The organism is Asanoa iriomotensis (assembly GCF_016862515.1).
Lineage (GTDB): Bacteria > Actinomycetota > Actinomycetes > Mycobacteriales > Micromonosporaceae > Asanoa > Asanoa iriomotensis.
On record NZ_BONC01000034.1, the window covers coordinates 13,638 to 33,243 of the forward strand.

The following is a 19,606-nucleotide window of genomic DNA, read 5'->3' on the forward strand; positions in this document are numbered from 1 at the left end:
GCGCTCCTTCCTCGATACATCACAATGAGTGAAGATCAAGGTACCGGTACCGCGCCACTCTGTCGCCCCAGGGAGTTGCCGGCGATCAGGCGACCAGCGCCATCACCGTCAGCCCGTCCTTGCTGTCGGCCAGGTCGACCGAGACGGTGTCACCGTCGCGGATCTCGCCGGCCAGCAGCGCCTTGGCCAGGCTGTCGCCGATCGACGACTGGACCAGCCGGCGCAGCGGCCGCGCGCCGTAGACCGGGTCGTAGCCGTGCTCGGCCAGCCACGCCCGCCCCGCCTCGGTGACGTCGAGCGTGAGGCGTCGTTCGGCCAGCCGCTTGCACAGCAGGTCGAGCTGGATGTCGACGATCGCCCGCAGCTGTGGGCCCGACAGCGCGGAGAACACCACGATGTCGTCGAGCCGGTTGAGGAACTCCGGCTTGAAGTGCGCGCGGACCACCGCCAGCACCGCCTCGCGGCGCTGCTCCTCGCCCAGCGTCGGGTCCGCGATCAGCGTCGAGCCCAGGTTGGACGTCAGGATCAGGATCGCGTTGCGGAAGTCGACCGTGCGACCCTGGCCGTCGGTCAGCCGGCCGTCGTCGAGCACCTGCAGCAGCACGTCGAAGACGTCCGGGTGGGCCTTCTCCACCTCGTCGAGCAGGATCACCGAGTACGGCCGGCGGCGCACCGCCTCGGTCAGCTGCCCGCCCTCCTCGTAGCCGACGTAGCCGGGCGGGGCGCCGACGAGCCGGGCGACGCTGTGCTTCTCGCCGTACTCGCTCATGTCGATGCGCACCATGGCCCGCTCGTCGTCGAACAGGAACCCGGCGAGCGCCTTGGCCAGCTCGGTCTTGCCGACACCGGTCGGGCCGAGGAACAGGAAGCTACCGGTCGGCCGGTCAGGATCGGCGATCCCGGCCCGGGCGCGGCGCACGGCGTCGGCGACCGCGCTGACGGCAACGGGCTGCCCGACCACGCGGGACGACAGGGACTCCTCCATCCGCAGCAGCTTGGCGGTCTCGCCCTCCATCAGCCGCCCGGCGGGGATGCCGGTCCAGGACGCCACCACGGTGGCGATGTCGTCGGCGCTGACCTCTTCCTTCAGCATCGCGCCGCTGCTCTGCAGCGAGACCAGCTCGGCCTCGGCCGCGGTCAGCTCCGCCTCGAGCTCGGGGATCCGGCCGTAGCGCAGCTCCGACGCGCGGGCGAAGTCGCCGTCGCGCTCGGCGAGACTCTCCTCGCCGCGCAGCCGCTCCAGCTCCTCCTTGGCCGTGGAGATCTTGGTGATGTGCTCCTTCTCCAACCGCCACCGCTCGGACAGGGCCGTCAGTTGCTCGCGCTTGTCGGCGAGCTCCTTGCGCAGCCGGGCCAGGCGCTCGGCGGAGGCCACGTCGGGCTCCTTCTCCAGCGCCATCTCCTCGATCTCGAGCCGGCGGACGGCCCGCTCGACCTCGTCGACCTCGACGGGCCGCGAGTCGATCTCCATCCGTAACCGCGAACCGGCCTCGTCGACGAGGTCGATCGCCTTGTCGGGAAGGAAGCGGTCGGTGATGTAGCGGTCCGAGAGGGCGGCCGCGGCGACCAGCGCGGCGTCGGTGATCCGCACGCCGTGGTGCACCTCGTAGCGCTCCTTGAGGCCACGCAGGATGCCGATGGTGTCCTCGACCGACGGCTCGCCGACCACCACCGGCTGGAACCGCCGCTCGAGCGCCGGGTCCTTCTCGATGTGCTGGCGGTACTCGTCCAACGTGGTGGCGCCGACCATCCGCAGCTCGCCGCGGGCCAGCATGGGCTTGAGCATGTTGCCGGCGTCCATCGACCCTTCGCCGCGGCCGGCACCGACCACGGTGTGCAGTTCGTCGAGGAACGTGATGACCTGGCCGTCGGAGTTCTTGATCTCCTCGAGGACGGACTTGAGCCGTTCCTCGAACTGCCCGCGGTACTGCGCACCGGCCACCATCGCGGCGAGGTCGAGGGCGACGAGCTTCTTGTCGCGCAGCGACTCGGGCACGTCGCCGGCCACGATGCGCTGGGCGAGCCCCTCGACGATCGCGGTCTTGCCGACGCCCGGCTCGCCGATCAGCACCGGGTTGTTCTTGGTCTTGCGGGAGAGCACCTGCATGACGCGGCGGATCTCGGAGTCGCGGCCGATCACCGGGTCGGTCTTGCCGTCCCGGGCGCGGGCGGTGAGGTCGACGCCGTACTTCTCGAGGGCCTGGTAGGTCTGCTCCGGGTCGGCGTTGGTGACCCGGCGGTCGCCGCCGCGGATGGCGGGGAACGCGGCGACCAGGTTGTCTTCGGTGGCGCCCGCCTGCTTGAGCACCTCGGCGACGGCGCCGCCGACGCGGGCGAGGCCGGCGAGCAGGTGCTCGGTGGAGACGAACTCGTCGCCTAGCGGGCGGGCGATCTGCTCGGCCGCGCCGATGGCGTTGACGAACTCGCGGGACAGGTTGGGCTCGGCGACGCTCGGGCCCTGCGCGGTCGGCAGGCTCTCGACGGCACGGGCGGCGGCGCGGCGGATGTCGGCGGCGTTGGCACCGACGGCGCGTAGCAGGCCACCGGCGGTCGAGCCGCCGGTGTCGAGCAGCGAGAGCAGCAGGTGCCACGGCTCGACGGTGGCGTTCCCGCGCTGCGTCGCGCTGGCGGCGGCGCCGGTGATGACCTCACGACTCTTGGTCGTCAGACGTTCGGTGTTCATGGGCTCCCCTGGTAGCTGGCGTCCACTAGGAACGACGAAACCAGAGTTGAGTCTATTCCGCTCAACCTGAGGCCTGTGATCTGCGTCACTCGTTGCCGACCAGCACCCTGATCCACTTCCGTTCGCCGAAGCCTTCGACGCCCAGCCAGTTGACCGCGCCGCCGGTGCAGAACAGCGTGCCGTCCGGCAGACCACGCAGGTAGCAGTCGCCGACCGGCCAGTCCACCCAGGCGAAGGCGCCGCCGGAGACCCGGCCCGGCCGCTCCGGCGTGGTGACCGCCAGGGAGGCGTCCGGCAGCGGCACCGCCGACGTGAACCGCTCCGGGTGCCCGGCCGCGCCCATGAGCCGCCAACCCTGGCCGTCGAAGAACCAGATCGACGGCCACGAGATCAGGTCGGTCTGGCCGATCAGCCACGGGTACGCGCCGGTGCGGTCCACCGCGATCCGCACGGCGACGACCTGTCCGCTCGCCCCGGCGACCGGCACCTGACGCCAGGTCGCGCCCTCGTCGTTCGAGACCGCCGAGATCGGCCGGCCGTTGTCGTCGATGCCGACCGCCAGCAGCCACATGGCGGCCGAGGCGACCGCGCGCAGGCCCGGGACCTCGGGCTGCGCTGGGGTCGGGTGCGACTTGCCGTCGGGACCGAACCGGACCACCCGCTGCCGTTCGTCGTCGCAGCACACCTGATATTCGCCGCGGACGCCGCGGACCGCGGCGCTGTCGACGTCCGCGTGCACGTAGGTCACGCCGCGGTCGAGCGAGACGTAGTAGCCGTTAGGTTCGGCGTAGAGCACCAACCGCTGGCGGTCGGCCTCGATCGAGTAGCCCTTGGCCGCCGAAACCGGGTTGTACGCCTGGTGCCAGGTCCGCCCGCCGTCCTCGGTGCGCACCACGGCGGCCGAGCAGGTCTCCGCCGGGCCGGGCGCGGCACTGCCCGAACCGCACCGGGCGAACAGCGCGTAGCCGAGCGCTTGGTCGACGAACTCGACCTGCTGCAGGTGGTAGCTGGGCGGCACGGGCACCGAGCCGGCCCGCACCTCGAACGCCGCAGCGGTCGGCGACGGTGCCGGCTGGGTCGGCGGTGGCGGCGGCTTGCGCCGGATGTCGCCGATCGAACACCCGCCGAGCAGCGCGAGCACGGCGGCCGCCGCCACCACGATCCGTCCGCGCATGAGACCTCCCCGCGTAGGTCCGAGTCCCGGGCGATGGGCACGGTTCCCGATCTTTAGATAGGTTGCCAGCGTGCGAGTACGGGTGGAACAGACATCGTTACCCGGTATCGGGGTGCGGCACGACTTCGTCACGGAGGCGGGCCGGCGGCTCGGCGTGGTGTCGCATCGCGACGGACGCCGCGCACTGATCGTCTACGACCGCGACGATCCCGACGCGCGGCTGGCCGCGATCCAGCTCACCGACGACGAGGCCGAGGCGCTCGCCGACCTGCTCGGCGCGTCGCTGATGCTCGGCCAGCTGGCCGGCCTGCGCGACCAGGCCGCCGGGCTGCTCACCGAGCAGATCGCGCTGCCCGCCAGCTCCCCGTTCGTCAACCGGCCGCTGGGTGACACCCGCGCGCGTACCCGCACCAGCGCGTCCATCGTCGCTGTCCTGCGCGCGGCCCGGGTCATCCCGTCGCCCGGCCCCGACTTCCGGTTCGAGAGCGGTGACGTGATCGTGGCCGTCGGCACCCGCAAGGGGCTCGACGCGCTGACCCGAATCCTCGCCAACAACGACCCGGACGGCTGAGCCCGCGATGCATGAGAGCACGACGGTCCTGCTGATCGAGGTCGGGGCGCTGATGTTCCTCCTCGGCCTGCTCGGACGGCTCAGCCGTCGCTTCGGCATCTCACCGATCCCCCTCTACCTCCTCGCCGGGCTGGCCTTCGGCCACGGCGGCCTGCTGCCCCTCAACGCCAGCGAGGAGTTCTTCTCGGTCGGCGCCGAACTCGGCGTGATCCTTCTACTCGTGCTGCTCGGCCTCGAATATTCGGCCGACGAGCTGGTCGGCAACCTCCGCTCCGCGGCCCCGGTGGGCCTGCTGGACGCCGCCCTCAACGCCCTGCCCGGCGCCGCGTTCGCGCTGCTGCTCGGCTGGGGCTGGGTGGCCGCGGTGGTGCTCGCCGGCGTCACCTGGGTGACCTCCTCCGGCGTCGTCGCCAAGGTGCTCGCCGACCTGGGCCGGCTGGGCAACCGGGAGACCCCGGTGGTGCTCTCCGTGCTGGTGATGGAAGACCTGGCGATGGCGCTCTACCTGCCGTTGCTCACCGCGCTGCTGGCCGGCACCGGCCTGCTCGGCGGCGGTGTCGCGCTGATCGTGGCCGTCGGCACGGTGTCGATCGTGCTGGTGGTGGCGATCCGGTACGGCGGCTGGATCTCCAACGCGATCTCCGCCCGCGACCCGGAGGCGCTGCTGCTCGGCGTCTTCGGCCTCACGCTGCTGGTCGCCGGCGTCGCCGCGCAGCTCAAGGTGTCGGCGGCGGTCGGCGCGTTCCTGGTCGGCATCGCGGTCTCCGGACCCGTCGCACACCACGCCACCCAACTGCTCTCGCCCCTGCGGGACATCTTCGCCGCGGTGTTCTTCGTGTTCTTCGGCCTGACCACCGACCCCGCCGACATCCCGCCCGTGCTGTTGCCGGCGATCGCGCTCGCCGTCGTCACGATCGCGACCAAGACCCTCACCGGGTACGTCGCGGCGCGGCGCGCGGGCATCGCGGTGCGCGGCCGCTGGCGGGCCGGGTTCTCGCTGACCCCACGTGGCGAGTTCTCGATCGTCATCGCCGGCCTGGCGGTGGCCACACCGGGCATCCCGGCGAAGCTGGGCGCGCTCGCCACCGCGTACGTGTTGATCACCGTCGTCGTCGGCCCGATCATCGCGCGCGTGCCCGACTTCGAGTGGTTCAAGGCGCTGCTGCGGCCACGACCGGCGGCCACGCCCGCGCTGGCCGGGGCGGACGGATCGCCGGTGCCGCGGCTCACCGACACTGACGATCCGTTAAGTCGACACACACCGGACGCTACTAGCCAGTAACAGAGCGCGCCCAGCCGATCGTGCCCGGGTCTTAACCTTTGGCCCCTTCCGCCGGTTCGCGCCAAGCGCTACGGTGACGCCGCAGAGGGGTCCTGCAGCGGAAGATCGACCATTGGGCGAGATCGACGCATGACCATGCGGAGCGAGGTGTCCGTGAGCGTGCAGTCGACATCGTTCAGCGGGTTCGCCAACCCCGTCGATCCGACACCGGCGGAGCTACGGGCCTGGGCCTACCATCCCGACACGGTGCCGCTGAATTCCATGCCGCCCGACTGGGACCTGCTGGTCTCCGGCGACCATCTGGTCACCACGCTGTTCGAGCTGGCGATGGACCGGTCGTGCCCGGCCCGGCGGTTCGCGTTGCACTGCCTCTACATCTACGCGGCCGACGGCATCCGCACGAAGTTCCGCGCCCACCCCAAGCGGCGGCTGCGCAAGCTCGTGCAGCAGGCCGAGTCGCTGGGCGACGACCTGATGCGCACCTGGGCACACAACAGCCGGGTGCTGCTGGCCAAGCCCGACCTGTTCGACTACCGCGACTGGTGCGAGGGCGGCCTGGTCAGGTCGGGCCGCCGGCTCTCCTAGCCTCTGCTCCGGGCGGCGCCGCGGATGATCTCGGCGAGGGCCGCCGGTCGTTCCTCCGGGATCCAGTAGCCCGTCTCCTCCACCAGCTCCGCCCGCCCGTCCGTGGCGACCTCCGCGACCATCTCGCGCAGGGCGGCCGTGGTCGCGGCCGGCGCCGCCCCCACCGCGGTGACCGGCATGGTCAGCCGGCCGTCCTCGGCCAGCGCGGCCAGGTTGAGCTGCCGGTCCAGGGCCAGCGAGCGATACATCTCCAGGGCGGCCCGCAGCGCGCCCGGTGCCGCGTACGCCTCCGCGTAGCGGTCCACCTCCGCCGCGCCGATCGCGCCGGCGTCGTAGATCCGGGACCGGATGAAGAAGTCGACGTACGCCCGCTCGCGCCCGCCGATCAGCAGGTGCGCGACGTCGGCGTTGGCGTGGAACGACAGGTGCCACTGCCGCGGGTTGGTCATCTGGTGGTCGAGCTGCGAGGTGCCGGGCGGTGCGGCCTCGACCAGCACCAGGGCCGCGGTCACGTCGCGGTGGCTCAGCGCGTACGCGAAACCGACGTAGCCGCCCACGTCGTGCCCGCAGACGAGCGCCGGAGTGGTGCCGAACTCGGCCCGGGCGATGGCCCGCACGTCGGCGGCCAGGCTGTGCTTGTCGTAGCCGCTGGCCGGGCCGGGCGAGCCGCCGAGCCCGCGCAGGTCGGGCATGACGATCCGGAACTCGCCGGCCAGCAGCTCGGCGACCCGCACCCAGGCACGCCAGGTCTGCGGGAAGCCGTGCAGCAGGATCAGCGGCGGGCCCTCGCCGACGACCGCGTAGTGGTGCACGGCGTCGTTGGCGGCCAGGCGGCGATGTTGAATGTCCAATCTCGAGCTCCCCGGGCGCGGAAGGCCGGGACCCCCCGTGGATCCCGGCCTTCCTTGTCCGATATGGTGAGATTAGTCCTTCGCCGACTTGTGCGGGCGCTTATCGCGTCGGCGGGTCGGCCGCTCGGCGTGGCCGCCACACCACCAGCGCGGTCGACGTGCGGGCGGTCGGCACCAGGTCGCCCCGCGAGTAGGGGCCGACCGACTCGAGCTCGGCGATCCGCTGGTAGGCCGCGGTCAGCGCCGCCTCGAGCTCGACGACCCGGTCGCTGAGGTCGCCCACCGTCTGCTCCAGGCCGATGATCCGCCGGATGCCCTCGAGGTTGACGCCCTCGTCCTGGCTGAGCCGCTGCACCTCGCGGAGCAACTCGACGTCGCGGGTGCTGTAGCGGCGCCCGCCACCGGCGGCCCGGCCGGGCTGCACCAGCCCGAGCCGGTCGTACTGCCGCAGCGTCTGCGGATGCATGCCGGCCATCCGCGCCGCGACCGAGATGATCAGGATCTTGGCGTCGGACGACGCTTCGATCGTGACCGAGATTTCCTCTTCCTCGTAGGACGTCATCGGACGTCTCACCTCCGCCACAAGGTGTCGCGACCCGCGTCCGGCGAGAGCACGGCGAACTTCTCCAGCGCCTCGCGGGCCTCGTCGGTCAACGCCGTCGGCACGGCCACCTCGATGGTGACGAGGAGGTCGCCGACCTGTCCATCGCGCTTGACGACACCCTTGCCCCGGGCCCGCAGGACCCGGCCGGCCGGAGTGCCCGGCGGCACCCGCAGCGTCACGTAGCCGTCCAGCGTGGGGACCCGCAGGTCGGTGCCGAACACCGCCTCCGCGTACGTGATCGGAGCGGTGATGGTCAGATCGTTGCCGGACCGACCGAACATGTTGTCGGCACGGACCCGGACCAGCACGTAGAGGTCACCGGGCGGACCGCCGCGGTCGCCGGGCTCGCCCCGGCCCGCCAGCCGGATGCGCTGCCCGTCGGAGACGCCCGACGGGAACCGCACGTTGAGCGTGCGGGCCTTGGTGACGCCGCCGGTGCCGTGGCACTCCGGGCACTTCTCGTCGACGATCGAGCCGACGCCCTGGCACTCCCGGCACGGCTCCGAGAAGCTGAACGAACCCTGGTTGCGGGTGACCAGCCCGGAGCCCTGGCACTGCGGGCAGGTGCGCGGCTGGGTGCCCGGCTTGGCGCCGTTGCCGTGGCAGGTGTCGCAGACGCCCGGCGCCCGCAACGTCAGTGGCAGCGTCACACCGCGGACCGCGTCGCCGAAGTCGAGCGTGACCTCCGCCTCCACGTCGCGACCCCGGGCGGGACCACGAGGCTGCGCGTTCCGGCCGCCCGAGAAGATCGAGCCGAACAGGTCGGAGAAGCCCGCACCACCGAACCGGCCGTCGCGGCCGGTGCCCGTGGTCGGGCCGCCACCGCCGCCGCCGCCGAAGCCACCGAACAGGTCCGACAGGTCCGAGGGGTCGAAACCACCCGGGCCGGGCCCGCCGCCGGTGCGCGCGCCGCGCCGGAACGCTCCCGCGCCGAACAGCGAGCGCATCTCGTCGTACTCCTTGCGCCGACTGGTGTCGGAGAGCACGTCGTATGCCTCGGAGACCGCCTTGAAGCGGTCCTCCGCCTCGCTGTTGCCGGGGTTGTGGTCGGGGTGCAGCTCCCGGGCCAGCTTGCGGTAGCTGCGCTTGATCTCGTCGGCGGAGGCGGACTTCGGAACGCCAAGCACGGCGTAGAAGTCCTTCTCCAGCCAGTCCTTGGAGCCCACGTCAGTCCGCCTCCCTTCCGACTGCTAACAGGTTGAGCCTCACTCGGGGTCGGCCACCGCGACCAGCGCCGGTCGCAGCAACCGGTCGCCGAGCTGGTAGCCGCGGCGCATCACGTCGATGCACGTCGGCTCCGTGACCTCGGCCGAGGTCAGGTGGGCCACCGCGTCGTGGCGGGTCGGGTCGAACGGGTCGCCCTTCTCGCCGAACGCGGTCAGCCCGAACTTGCCCAGTGCCGTGACGAGCTGCTCCGCCACACTTCCGAACGGTCCGACCAGGTCGCCGTGTTCCCGCGCCCGGTCGAGGTCGTCGAGCACCGGCAGCAGCGTGCTGATCACCTGGCCCGTGGTCTGCTCGGCCGCCAGCCCCCGGTCGCGGTCGACCCGCTTGCGGTAGTTGGCGTATTCCGCCGAGACCCGCTGGAGGTCGCGGGTGCGCTCCTCCAGGTCGGCTCGCAGCGACTCGAGCTCGGCGCCCAGCCCGCCGGCGGGCTCGGCCGGCACCACCACCGGCTCGGCCGGCTCGGCCGGCTCCACCACTGGCTCCTCGACGTCGGCGCCGGCGTCGGCCGCCGGTGCCGGCGTGTCGACCGGCTGTTGATCGGCCGGTGCCTGCGGGCCAGGCACCTCGGTGTCCTCTTCGGCGGCCGGCTCCGCAGGCTCGTCCTTCTCGTTCTTGAGCTTGCCGGTCGCGTCGATCCGCCGCTTGTCCCGGATGACGATCCGCTCCGCTCCCTTGCCGTCGGCCTGGTCGCGCTCGGTGCCACCCGGCGCCGACCCGGCCTCGACCGGGTCGGCGGCTCGTGGCTTTTCCGTCATGCGGACATCCTCACTGACGTCGCGTGCCCTCGGGTCACTTCTTGTCGTCCTCGACGATCTCGGCGTCGACGACGTCGTCCGGACCGTTGCCGTTGCCGCCCGGAGCGCTGGTGCCCGGGCCGGCCGCGCCGTCGGGGCCAGGGCCGGCGGTGCCGCCGGGGCCGGCCGCGCCGGGGCCCGCCTGCTGCTCGGCCTGCTGCTGCGAGTAGAGCAGCGAGCCGGCCTGCTGCGAGACCTGCGCCAGCTTCTCGTGCGCCGACTTGATCTTCTCGATGTCGGTGCCGCCGAGCGCGCTGCGCAGGTCGCCGAGCGCCTCGTTGATCTGCTCACGCGACTCGCCCGGGAGCTTGTCGCCGCTCTCCGCGAGGAACTTCTCAGTCTGCCACTGGAGCTGCTCGGCGAGGTTGCGGGTCTCGGCCTCGTCGCGCCGGCGCTTGTCGTCGTCGGCGTGCTCCTGCGCGTCGCGCATCATCCGGTCGATGTCGTCCTTCGGCAGCGCGGAGCCACCGGTGATCGTCATCGACTGCTCCTTGCCGGTGCCCAGGTCCTTGGCGTTGACGTGGACGATGCCGTTGGCGTCGATGTCGAAGGTGACCTCGATCTGCGGCACGCCCCGCGGCGCCGGCGGGAGACCGGTGAGCTCGAACGTCGCGAGCTTCTTGTTGTAGGCGGCGATCTCGCGCTCACCCTGGAAGACCTGGATCAGCACGGACGGCTGGTTGTCGTCGGCCGTCGTGAAGACCTCGGAGCGCTTCGTCGGGATCGTGGTGTTGCGCTCGATCAGCTTGGTGAAGATGCCGCCCTTGGTCTCGATGCCCAGGCTCAGCGGGGTGACGTCGAGGAGCAGGACGTCCTTGACCTCGCCCTTGAGCACGCCGGCCTGCAGCGCGGCACCGACCGCGACGACCTCGTCGGGGTTGACGCCCTTGTTGGGCTCCTTGCCGGTGAGCTGCTTGACCAGGTCGGTCACGGCCGGCATGCGGGTCGAACCACCGACCAGGATGACGTGGTCGACGTCGGCGACCTTGACGCCCGCGTCCTTTATGGCCGACTCGAACGGCTGCTTGGTGCGGTCGAGCAGGTCCTGCGTCATGCGCTGGAACTCCGACCGGGACAAGGTCACGTCGAGGTGCAGCGGGCCGGCCTGGCCGGCGGTGATGTAGGGCAGGTTGATGTTGGTGGTGGTCGCCGCGGAAAGCTCGATCTTGGCCTTCTCGGCGGCCTCACGCAGCCGCTGCAGCGCCATCTTGTCCTGTGCGAGGTCGATGCCGTGCTGGCCGCGGAACGTCTTGACCAGGTGCTCGATCACCCGCTCGTCCCAGTCGTCACCACCGAGGTGGTTGTCGCCCGAGGTGGACTTGACCTCGACGACACCCTCGGCGAGCTCGAGGACGGACACGTCGAACGTGCCGCCGCCCAGGTCGAAGACCAGGACGGTCTGCTCCTTGGAGCCCTTGTCGAGGCCGTAGGCCAGAGCGGCCGCGGTCGGCTCGTTGACGATCCGGAGCACGTTGAACCCAGCGATCTCACCGGCCTCCTTGGTGGCCTGGCGCTGGGCGTCGTTGAAGTACGCCGGGACGGTGATCACCGCGTCGGCGATCTGCTCGCCCAGGTAGGCCTCGGCGTCCCGCTTGAGCTTCATCAGGACGCGGGCCGAGATCTCCTGCGAGGTGTATTTCTTGCCATCGATGTCAATCGACCAGTTGGTGCCCATTTCCCGCTTGACCGAACGGATCGTCCGATCCGGGTTGGTCACCGCCTGGCGCTTGGCGACCTCACCGACGAGCACCTCGCCGTTGCGGGCGAACGCGACGATCGAGGGGGTCGTGCGCGCACCCTCCGCATTTGCGATGACGGTGGGCTCACCGCCTTCGAGGACGCTGACGACCGAGTTCGTCGTGCCGAGGTCGATGCCGACCGCACGTGCCATGGCTACTTCCTTATCTCAAGTTGAGTGGATCGGGCTCAATGATGCCACGATCACGCCACTCGTCAAATCGGGTTGAGTGTGGTTCGCGCAACTTCAACCGCCGCGTTCCTGTTGAACAGGCCGCATAGATCGGGCACGCTTTACCCGTGACGACGCAGGCAGCGGCGGTGGCACCAGAGGGGCTACCCGGCGCACTGGGCCGACTACGGGCGGCGATCTCCGCGGCCGACTACCCCCTGTCCCTGACCTCCGCGGCCGAGGCCCGGAAGGTCGGCGCCGCGCTGCTCGACCAACTCGACGACTATCTGTTGCCCCGGCTGGCCCGGCTCGACGCGCCGTTACTGGTCGTGGTCGGCGGATCCACCGGCGCCGGCAAGTCGACTTTGGTCAACAGCCTGGTACAGGCCCGGGTGAGCGCGCCCGGGGTGCTCCGGCCGACCACCCGGGCACCGGTCCTCGTCTGCAACCCGTCCGACAGTGTCTGGTTCCGCCAGGGCGACCTGCTGCCCGGGCTGACCCGCACGACGCAGCCCAGCGACGACCCGCACACCCTGCAGCTCGTCGCCGCGCCCGCGCTCACCCCCGGGCTGGCCTTTCTCGACGCGCCCGACATCGACTCGGTGGTCGACCAGAACCGGCAGCTCGCCGCCCAGCTCCTGGCCGCCGCCGACCTCTGGCTGTTCGTCACGACCGCCGCGCGCTACGCCGACGCGGTGCCATGGGGGCTGCTGCGCACCGCCCAGCTCCGCGGCACGGTGATCGCCCTGGTGCTCGACCGGGTGCCGCCCGAGGCGGGCGACGAGGTGACCGCCCACCTGGCCGAGATGCTCGAGGCCAACGACCTCGCCGAGGCGCCGCTGTTCGTGCTCCCCGAGACCGACGTGGACGGCCAGGGCCTGCTGCCGCACCGCGACACCGCTGAGCTGCGGGCCTGGTTCGGTCGGCTGGCCAGCGACGCCAATGCGCGCGCGGCCGTGGTCCGGCGGACGCTCGACGGCGCCGTGGCAGCGCTGCGGCCGGCCGCCGACGGGCTCGCGGCCGCGGCCGACGAGCAGGCCGCGGCGGCCCGGGCCCTGCGCGACCGGGTGCGCCTGGCCTACCGCGGCGCCGCCGAGACCGTCGAGCGCAGCCTCAAGGACGGCCGGCTGCTCCGCGGCGAGGTGCTCAACCGCTGGCACGAGTTCGTCGGCACGGGCGACTTCTTCCGCGGCCTGGAGGCCCGGGTCGGCCGGCTGCGCGACCGGATCACGGCCGCCGTCACCGGCCGGCCGCAGCCCGGCAACCGGCTCAAGTCGGCGATCGAGTCCCAGCTCACCACGCTTCTGCGGGGCGTGGCGGCGGACGCCGCCGAGAACGCATACACCGGGTGGCAGGCGCATCCGGCCGGCGCCGCGCTGCTCGAGCCGTCGCTGGCCCGGCCGACGCCCGACCTGGCCGAGCGGGCCGACCGGCTGGTCCGCGACTGGCAGCGCGGCGTGCTGGAGCTGGTCCGCCAGGAGGGCAGCGACAAGCGGTTCGTCGCCCGCACCGCGGCGTACGCGGTCAACGCGACCGGCCTGGCCGTCATGATCGCGGTGTTCGCGTCGACCGCGTTCATCCCCACCGGCCTGGAGATCGGCACCGCCGCCGGCACCACGCTGGCCGCGCAGAAGGTGCTCGAAGCGATCTTCGGCGACCAGGCGATCCGCCGGCTCGCCGCCAAGGCCCGGCAGGACCTCCTCGACCGGGTCGACGTGCTGCTCGCCGACGAGGCGGCCCGCTACTTCGACCGGATCGAGGCCGTCGGCGTCGACGCCGATCCCGCCGGCGAGCTGCGGGCGGCGGCCCAGGAGGTCGAGCGGGCGCGGTCGGCGGCGGCGCTCACCAGCGGCGTCAAGCTGGCGCTGCCAGAGCGAGGTTCGGGGGCGGCGCAGTGACCCAGTTCCTGGGGCGGGTCCGGGAGACCCTGCGCGGCAGCCGCCGTGTCGACCCCGACGTGCTGCTCGGCCGCCTCGACGCGGTGCAGGGCTTCCTCGACGCCGCCGACGGCCACCTGCCGTCGGAGCGCCTGGTGCCGGCGCACACGCTGGTCGAACGGGCCACCGGCCGGCTCGCGCTGTCCCGCGACCACACCCTGGTCGCCCTCGCGGGCGCCACCGGCAGCGGCAAGTCGAGCCTGTTCAACGCGCTGGCGCACATGCGCCTCTCGCCGGTCGGCGTGCGCCGGCCGACCACGGGCCAGGCGTTCGCCTGCGTCTGGGGCGCGGCCGACGGCGCCGGCGGCCTGCTCGACTGGGTCGGGGTGCTGCCCCGCAACCGGTTCGCCCGGGAGAGCCCGCTGGACGGCGACGACGAGGCCGCCCTGCGCGGTCTGGTGCTGCTCGACCTGCCCGACTTCGACTCCGTCGAGGCGTCGCACCGGGTCGAGGTCGACCGCCTGCTCGGCCTGGTCGACCTGATCGTCTGGGTGGTCGACCCGCAGAAATACGCCGACCGGGTGGTGCACGAGGCCTACCTGCGCGAGTTCCACCGCCACAAGGACGTCACCGTGGTCGTGCTCAACCAGGCCGACCGCCTCTCCGCCGCCGACCTGCCGAAGGTGCTCGGCGACCTGCGCCGGCTGCTCGGTGAGGACGGTCTCGGCGGCGTGCCGGTGCTGGCCACCGCGGCCGTCCAGGACGCGGCCATGGTCGAGCTGCGCCGGCTGCTCGAACGCACGGTGGCGGAGCGCCAGGCCGCGCTGCGCCGGCTCAGCGGTGACGTCGACGCCACCTTGGCCCGCCTCGACGACCTCGTCGGCGGCCCCGCGCCCGACGACGTCGACCGGGCCACCGTCCGCGGGCTCGCCGACGCGCTGGCCGGCGTCGCGGGCGTGCCGGCGGTGGCCGACGCCACCGAACGCGCCTACCGGCACCGGGCCGGCACGGCGACCGGCTGGCCGCTGGTCAAGTTCTGGCGCAAGCTGCGGCCCGACCCGCTGCGCCGGCTACACCTGCACACGCCGCCCGTGGCGAACACCGAGCTCGCCGCCGGCGGCGGCGAGCCGCCCACGCCCGCCGCGACCTCGCTGCCCGACCCGACCGCGGCACAGCGGGCCTCGCTCGGCATCGCGCTGCGCGGCGTCACCGACCACGCGGCCGGCGAGCTGCCCGAGGCCTGGCGGGCCGCGGTCGGCGACGCGGCCCGGTCCCGGCTGGGCGACCTGCCCGACGCGCTCGACAAGGCCGTCGCCGGCACCGAGCTCGGCGTCGAACGCAAGCGCGCCTGGTGGCGAGCCGTCGGCCTGCTCCAGTGGCTGCTCACCCTGGTCGCCGTGGCCGGGCTCGGCTGGCTGGTCGCCGGCTACATCGTGCGGGCGCTCGGGCTGCCCAGGTTCGACTACCCGATGTTCGGCGACGTGCCGCTGCCCACCGTCGGGCTGATCGGCGGTCTGGTCGCGGGCATCCTGCTGGCCATCCTGGTGAAGCCGTTCATCCGTCTGGGTGCACGGCGGGCCCGGCGACGGGCCGAGGCGCGGATGCGGGAGTCGGTCGCCGAGGTGGGCCGCGATCACGTGATCGCGCCGGTCAGGCTGGTCCTGCGCGACTACACGACCGCGCGCGACGCGTACGCCGCCGCCGGACCGCCCCGATAGCGGCCTTTCGGCACTAGTGCCCGCTCCGGCGGACCAGCGTAGGGTCGTCACATGGCGACGCCACAGACCCCCTTCGAGGCCGTGCTCAAGGCCGCGCGGGACGTCGACAAGCTCGACTGCGCGCTGGACGCCGAAATGCTCGGCACCGCACTGCTCGGCAGCGTCTACGCGATCGCGGAAGAGGACCGCGCCGGCGCCGTGCGTACCTTCGTGGAAGGTTTCCTGACCGCCACCTCCCGGCGGCGCGCCGCGGCCGCGACCACCATCCGGTCCGTTTTCGCCTCGCTCGTGCCCGACGCGACGGGTGCCGCCGCGGTCAAGCCCGGCGCACAGGCGCCGTCGTGGTCCGGCCAGCTCGGGCGGGTGCGACCGACGGGCGCTTATGCCTATGGCGACGTGTACGGCGACCAGACGTCCTACCTCGCCACGTTCGCCTACGACGACGACGCCGAGGGCGGCCCCGAACACGCCGTCGTGGCGCTGGTCGACCACAACATCGGCATCACCAAGGACGTGTTCGTCGGCGGGCCGGCGGAGCGGATCCTCGACCAGGTCCGGCGGATGTGTGCCGCCGACGGGCTGACCTGGTTCCGCGAGGAGGACCCGCGGACCCTGCGCGACGAGGTGGCCCGGCACCTGCGGATCACCGACGAGCTCGGCGACCTGCCCGGCGAGGGCTCGCTGGCCACCGACCGGGCCCTGGTCGGCGCCCGCCTGGCGCTGCTGCCGGCGCCGGCGCTGCGCCCGGTGCCCGACCTGCCCGAGCCGCTCGGCGACGAGCAGCGGTCGGCGTTGATCCGCACGTTCCTGTCGTCGCCGGAAGCCGCCCGCTTCGAGCTCGACCAGGTGCCGGAAGGCGACCTGGGCTCGCTGCACTTCTGCCTGAGCCTGGTGCTCGACCACGCGGCGAGCCTGCCCGACGCCGACCCGATGCGGTGGAGCCCGATCGTGGTCGAGCTGTTCCTGCTCGACTGGGTGCACCGGCGGGCGGTGCTCGACATGGACGACGCCGCGCTGCTGCCGCGGGTGGTGCGGGGCTGGGCGGCTTATGCGTCACGCGTGCGCGGCCTGCCGGCCGAGGCCGTGGCCGCGACCGACCAGGCGGTGGAGGACACCGTGCCGGAGTTCGTCCGCCTCTACACGACCGGTGAGCGGCGCAGCCCCGCGACCGCCGCCGTGGCCCAGCTCATCGCCGAAGGGGTCGACCTCAACGACCCGGCGGCACTCGACGCCTGGCTGGCGGAAAACCGGGACCGCCTGGACGACTGACCAGCATGCGAAAGGGGCGGCCGGATTCCGGCCGCCCCTTTCGCTGTCTGTTCCGTCAGTTGGTCGCCTCGGGCGACGGGCTGTTGGTGCCGCCGGTCGGCGGGGCCGCCGCCTTGGGGCTCAGGCACAGCACGTTGTCGGAGCGGCCGCCGGAGACCTCGACGAACGGCTGGCCCTTGTCGGGGCACTTGGCCGCGTCGTCGACCCGGGCGACCACCTCGAAGGCGTCCGGCTCGGTGCAGAGCGCCGACTCCGCGGAGCCACCCGACTGGCGGACGCACTCACCGATCGCCGGGTTGAAGCTGTCGCCGCTCGGGCGGGTGAACGCGTAAACCACCGCCAGCGGGATGACCAGCAGCAGCACCGCCGCGCCGAGGACCATCGCCAGCACCCGGCCGTTGCGCTCCTTGACCGGCGGGTCCGGCTTGTCGTCGGTCTTGGCCGGCGCGGCCGCCGGCGCCTCGGCGTCCGGGCGGAACGCGTCGAACCGGTTCTGGTCGGCGTCGGGTGGCCCGGCCGACCACGTCGCGGTCGGCGGGCCGCCGGCGTTGCCGGGGCGGTTGACGGCGCCGAGCGGCCGGCCCGTGTTGATGGGCCCGCTGATCCGGCCGTGCGGGCCGGCTTGCGGTGAGCCGGGCGAGCCGGGCGCCGGCGGGACACCGACACTGCCGGCGTAGCCGCCCGGCGGGCGGATGCCCTGCGGTCCCTCGGGCAGGTCGCCACCCGGCCGACCGTCCGGCGGCGCCACCCGGGCGCTGGAGCGGAACGTGCCCGGCGGGCCGGGCGGCGGGGGTGGCACCTCGATCGGCGGACCGAACGCGGTCGGCGGGCCCTGCGCGTCGCCGGGGCCGAAGCCTTCCGGGCGGCCACCGAACGGCGAGTCGTCGGACCGGCCGGGGAAGCCGGGCTGCTGCGGACCGCCGAAGCCGGAGTCGTCACGGCCCGGGAAACCCGGCTGGCCGGCGAACCCGGTCTCGTCCGGCCGCCCCGGGAAGCCCTGCGGGCCACCGAAGCCGCCCTCGTCGGCACGCCCTGGGAAACCGGCCTGGCCGCCCGGCGCGGCCGGGAAGCCCGGCTGCGGTCCGCCGAAACCGGCGTCGTCGCCGCGCTGCGGGAAGCCGGACGGCTGACCGCCGAACCCGGCGTCGCCGCTGCGACCAGGTGAAACAGGCTGCTGACCCGCGAAACCACCCTCGTCACCGCGACCGGGGAAACCGGGCTGGCCCTCGTCGCCACGGCCCGGGAAACCAGGCTGCGGTCCACCGAAACCGCCCTCGTCGCCACGGCCCGGGAAACCAGGCTGCGGGCCGCCGAAGCCGCCCTCGTCGGCGCGGCCCGGGAAACCAGGCTGCGGGCCGCCGAAGCCGTGTTCGCCGCTGCGACCAGATGAAACAGGCTGCTGGCCCGCGAAACCGCCCTCGTCACCGCGACCCGGGAAACCGGGCTGGCCCTCGTCGGGCCGGCCCGGGAAGCCCTGCGGGCCACCAAAGCCGCCCTCGTCGCCGCGGACCGGGAAGCCCGGCTGCTGGGCGCCGAAGCCCTCGTCAGGGCGGCCCGGGAAACCGGTTTGCGGACCGCCGAAGCTGTGTTCGTCGCGTGCCGGCGAACCCGGGAAGCCGGGCGGGAAGCCGGGCTGCTGGCCCCCGTACGCGTTTTCGCCAGGCCGGCCCGGCGCGCCGGGGAAGCCGCCCTGCTGCTCGCCGCCGTCGCGGTTCGGCGGCTCGCCGAAGCCGGGGAAGCTGGTGCCGTCGTCGCCCGGCACGACGCCGAACCGGTTGCCGCCGGCCGGCGAGCCCGGGGAGGCGGAGCCGGCGCGGCCGAAGCCGTCGGGCTGGTCGCCGAAGCCGCTGGGGCCGCGCAGCGGCTCACCCGCCGGCGCGCCGAAGCCCGACGGGTCGGGCTGCGCCGCGGACTCCGCCGGTGCGGTCACCGCGCGGCCGTAGACCCGCGGCTGCGGCGGGGTCGCCGCGGTGGGCGGCAGCGGCTCGTCGGTCGCCGGCTGGACCCGGCTCGCGGTCGGCACCGAAGCACTGGCGCTGACGGCGCGGCCGGCCGACGGCGGACCGCTCGGCGGGCCGGACGTCTGGCCCGGGCCGCCTTGGCTGGGCACGTGGCCGGCCCGTTCCTCGGCCTCGGCCACGAAGCGGGAGACCTGCGGCTCCGGGGGGCCACCGAACTGGCCGGGGTCGACCCGGACGGCGCCCATAGGCACGGACGCGGAGCCGCCGACGCGGGCCGAGCCCACGGACGCGGAACCCATCGGGCCCGCTCCGGGCGGGCCGCCGCTGGTCGGCGACGTGCCCTGCGGCGGCACGGGCGGCGCTGCGAAACCGGCGAACCCACCCGGGTCGCCACCCGGCCGGCCGCCGGGCTGCGCGGCGCCGGGGCCGCCGTCGGAGGTGGGCGCCCAGCCGCTGGGCGCGAAGCCGTTCGGCGCGCCGTAGGAGGGCCCGCCGGACGACGGCTGGTCGTCGCCGGAGTCGGTCGGCTGCGGGATCTGCACGCGGCCGGTGGCGGAGCTGTCACTCGACGTGCGCGGCTGCGGCACGCTCGGCGGGTATTCGGTCCTGCCGTGGTAGTCGATCGCACCGAAGCCGCCACCGTCGGACGGTGCCTCGCCGGGCGGGAAGGCGCCGAACGACGCGCCCGGAACCCGGGTCTGCTGGGGTGGCAGCGGGGTCGGCTCGGCGGCTTGGGGGATCGGCGCCGGAGCCGGGGTGTACGGCGGTGGGTCGGCCGGGCCGGGCCGGCGGCCGTTGGCGCCGCCGTGGTCGGCCTGGCCGCCGAACCTGTCGCCCGGGTGACCCTGCGCCGGACCGGCGCCCCACGGCGCCGGCTGGGCGCCCGGTGGGTTCCACTGGTCGGTCCGCTGTGGTGGGTCGTAGCCCGGCGGCGCCCAGGACTCCCCTGCCGGCCGGCGCCGGGGATCCAACTCGCCGCGCCGGGGACCGCCCGCGTCCGGGGCAGCCTCGTCCGGCTCGTAGCCGGGATGCTGCGGACCCTCGGACGTCATCTGCGCCTCCTCGATCGCGGAACAGCGGCCCACCCGTCATGCCGACGGA

General features: G+C 73.4%; 14 protein-coding genes. 6 read left to right on the forward strand and 8 right to left on the reverse strand.

The genetic code is table 11. From position 1 onward, the window contains the following. Window positions 1-85: 85 nt before the first annotated feature. Entirely contained in the window at window positions 86-2,683 is a 2,598-nt protein-coding gene (gene clpB / locus Air01nite_RS23115; protein ID WP_203705125.1) for an ATP-dependent chaperone ClpB, read from the reverse strand. Window positions 2,684-2,768: 85 nt separating this feature from the next. After that, on the reverse strand, window positions 2,769-3,857 hold the full coding sequence (locus Air01nite_RS23120) for a beta propeller repeat protein (protein WP_203705127.1): 1,089 nt from the start codon (window positions 3,855-3,857) through the stop codon (window positions 2,769-2,771). A 70-nt stretch (window positions 3,858-3,927) separates the two neighbouring features. Between Air01nite_RS23120 and Air01nite_RS23125 the strand changes: the two genes are divergently transcribed. From Air01nite_RS23125 to Air01nite_RS23135, 3 genes are all read left to right on the forward strand, one after another. After that, window positions 3,928-4,428 carry a cation:proton antiporter regulatory subunit gene (locus tag Air01nite_RS23125; RefSeq protein WP_203705129.1) on the forward strand — a complete coding sequence of 167 codons (501 nt, stop codon included), beginning with the start codon at window positions 3,928-3,930 and terminating at the stop codon, window positions 4,426-4,428. Window positions 4,429-4,435: 7 nt separating this feature from the next. Beyond that, entirely contained in the window at window positions 4,436-5,710 is a 1,275-nt protein-coding gene (locus Air01nite_RS23130; RefSeq protein WP_203705131.1) for a cation:proton antiporter, read from the forward strand. A 153-nt stretch (window positions 5,711-5,863) separates the two neighbouring features. Further along, the gene (locus Air01nite_RS23135; protein WP_203705240.1) at window positions 5,864-6,295 is read left to right on the forward strand and encodes a hypothetical protein; all 432 of its coding nucleotides are present in this window, start codon (window positions 5,864-5,866) and stop codon (window positions 6,293-6,295) included. Here Air01nite_RS23135 and Air01nite_RS23140 read toward each other — a convergent pair. The 5 genes from Air01nite_RS23140 to dnaK form a co-directional block, all read right to left on the reverse strand. Beyond that, entirely contained in the window at window positions 6,292-7,146 is an 855-nt protein-coding gene (locus Air01nite_RS23140; RefSeq protein ID WP_203705133.1) for an alpha/beta fold hydrolase, read from the reverse strand. The genes Air01nite_RS23135 and Air01nite_RS23140 overlap by 4 nt on opposite strands. Window positions 7,147-7,246: 100 nt before the next feature. After that, window positions 7,247-7,708: a heat shock protein transcriptional repressor HspR gene (locus Air01nite_RS23145; RefSeq protein WP_203705135.1), complete on the reverse strand. Its 462-nt coding sequence runs from the start codon at window positions 7,706-7,708 to the stop codon at window positions 7,247-7,249. An 8-nt stretch (window positions 7,709-7,716) separates the two neighbouring features. Next, window positions 7,717-8,916: a molecular chaperone DnaJ gene (dnaJ, locus tag Air01nite_RS23150; protein ID WP_203705136.1), complete on the reverse strand. Its 1,200-nt coding sequence runs from the start codon at window positions 8,914-8,916 to the stop codon at window positions 7,717-7,719. A gap of 39 nt (window positions 8,917-8,955) precedes the next feature. Continuing rightward, entirely contained in the window at window positions 8,956-9,732 is a 777-nt protein-coding gene (gene grpE / locus Air01nite_RS23155) for a nucleotide exchange factor GrpE (RefSeq protein WP_203705137.1), read from the reverse strand. A 34-nt stretch (window positions 9,733-9,766) separates the two neighbouring features. Beyond that, the gene (dnaK, locus tag Air01nite_RS23160; RefSeq protein WP_203705138.1) at window positions 9,767-11,662 is read right to left on the reverse strand and encodes a molecular chaperone DnaK; all 1,896 of its coding nucleotides are present in this window, start codon (window positions 11,660-11,662) and stop codon (window positions 9,767-9,769) included. 146 nt (window positions 11,663-11,808) lie between these two features. Between dnaK and Air01nite_RS23165 the strand changes: the two genes are divergently transcribed. Genes Air01nite_RS23165 through Air01nite_RS23175 form a run of 3 tightly spaced genes read left to right on the forward strand, consistent with a single transcriptional unit; the run spans window position 11,809 to window position 16,544 of the window. Further along, window positions 11,809-13,578, forward strand: a complete 1,770-nt coding sequence (locus tag Air01nite_RS23165; protein ID WP_239090900.1) for an ABC transporter — start codon at window positions 11,809-11,811, stop codon at window positions 13,576-13,578. Beyond that, window positions 13,575-15,275 carry a GTPase gene (locus Air01nite_RS23170; RefSeq protein ID WP_203705139.1) on the forward strand — a complete coding sequence of 567 codons (1,701 nt, stop codon included), beginning with the start codon at window positions 13,575-13,577 and terminating at the stop codon, window positions 15,273-15,275. Before Air01nite_RS23165 ends, Air01nite_RS23170 begins: the two co-directional genes overlap by 4 nt. Window positions 15,276-15,326: 51 nt before the next feature. Further along, on the forward strand, window positions 15,327-16,544 hold the full coding sequence (locus Air01nite_RS23175) for a hypothetical protein (protein WP_203705140.1): 1,218 nt from the start codon (window positions 15,327-15,329) through the stop codon (window positions 16,542-16,544). Window positions 16,545-16,599: 55 nt separating this feature from the next. Here Air01nite_RS23175 and Air01nite_RS23180 read toward each other — a convergent pair whose 3' ends face one another. Next, window positions 16,600-19,557: an LppU/SCO3897 family protein gene (locus Air01nite_RS23180; protein WP_203705141.1), complete on the reverse strand. Its 2,958-nt coding sequence runs from the start codon at window positions 19,555-19,557 to the stop codon at window positions 16,600-16,602. Window positions 19,558-19,606 lie beyond the last annotated feature (49 nt).

Bases quoted from the DNA above. Each gene is read 5' to 3' on its own strand.
- clpB (WP_203705125.1), bottom strand. From the start codon at position 2,683: ATGAACACCGAACGTCTGACGACCAAGAGTCGTGAGGTCATCACCGGC.
- Air01nite_RS23120 (WP_203705127.1), bottom strand. From the start codon at position 3,857: ATGCGCGGACGGATCGTGGTGGCGGCGGCCGCCGTGCTCGCGCTGCTC.
- Air01nite_RS23130 (WP_203705131.1), top strand. From the start codon at position 4,436: ATGCATGAGAGCACGACGGTCCTGCTGATCGAGGTCGGGGCGCTGATG.
- Air01nite_RS23145 (WP_203705135.1), bottom strand. From the start codon at position 7,708: ATGACGTCCTACGAGGAAGAGGAAATCTCGGTCACGATCGAAGCGTCG.
- grpE (WP_203705137.1), bottom strand. From the start codon at position 9,732: ATGACGGAAAAGCCACGAGCCGCCGACCCGGTCGAGGCCGGGTCGGCG.
- dnaK (WP_203705138.1), bottom strand. From the start codon at position 11,662: ATGGCACGTGCGGTCGGCATCGACCTCGGCACGACGAACTCGGTCGTC.
- Air01nite_RS23175 (WP_203705140.1), top strand. From the start codon at position 15,327: ATGGCGACGCCACAGACCCCCTTCGAGGCCGTGCTCAAGGCCGCGCGG.
- Air01nite_RS23180 (WP_203705141.1), bottom strand. From the start codon at position 19,557: ATGACGTCCGAGGGTCCGCAGCATCCCGGCTACGAGCCGGACGAGGCT.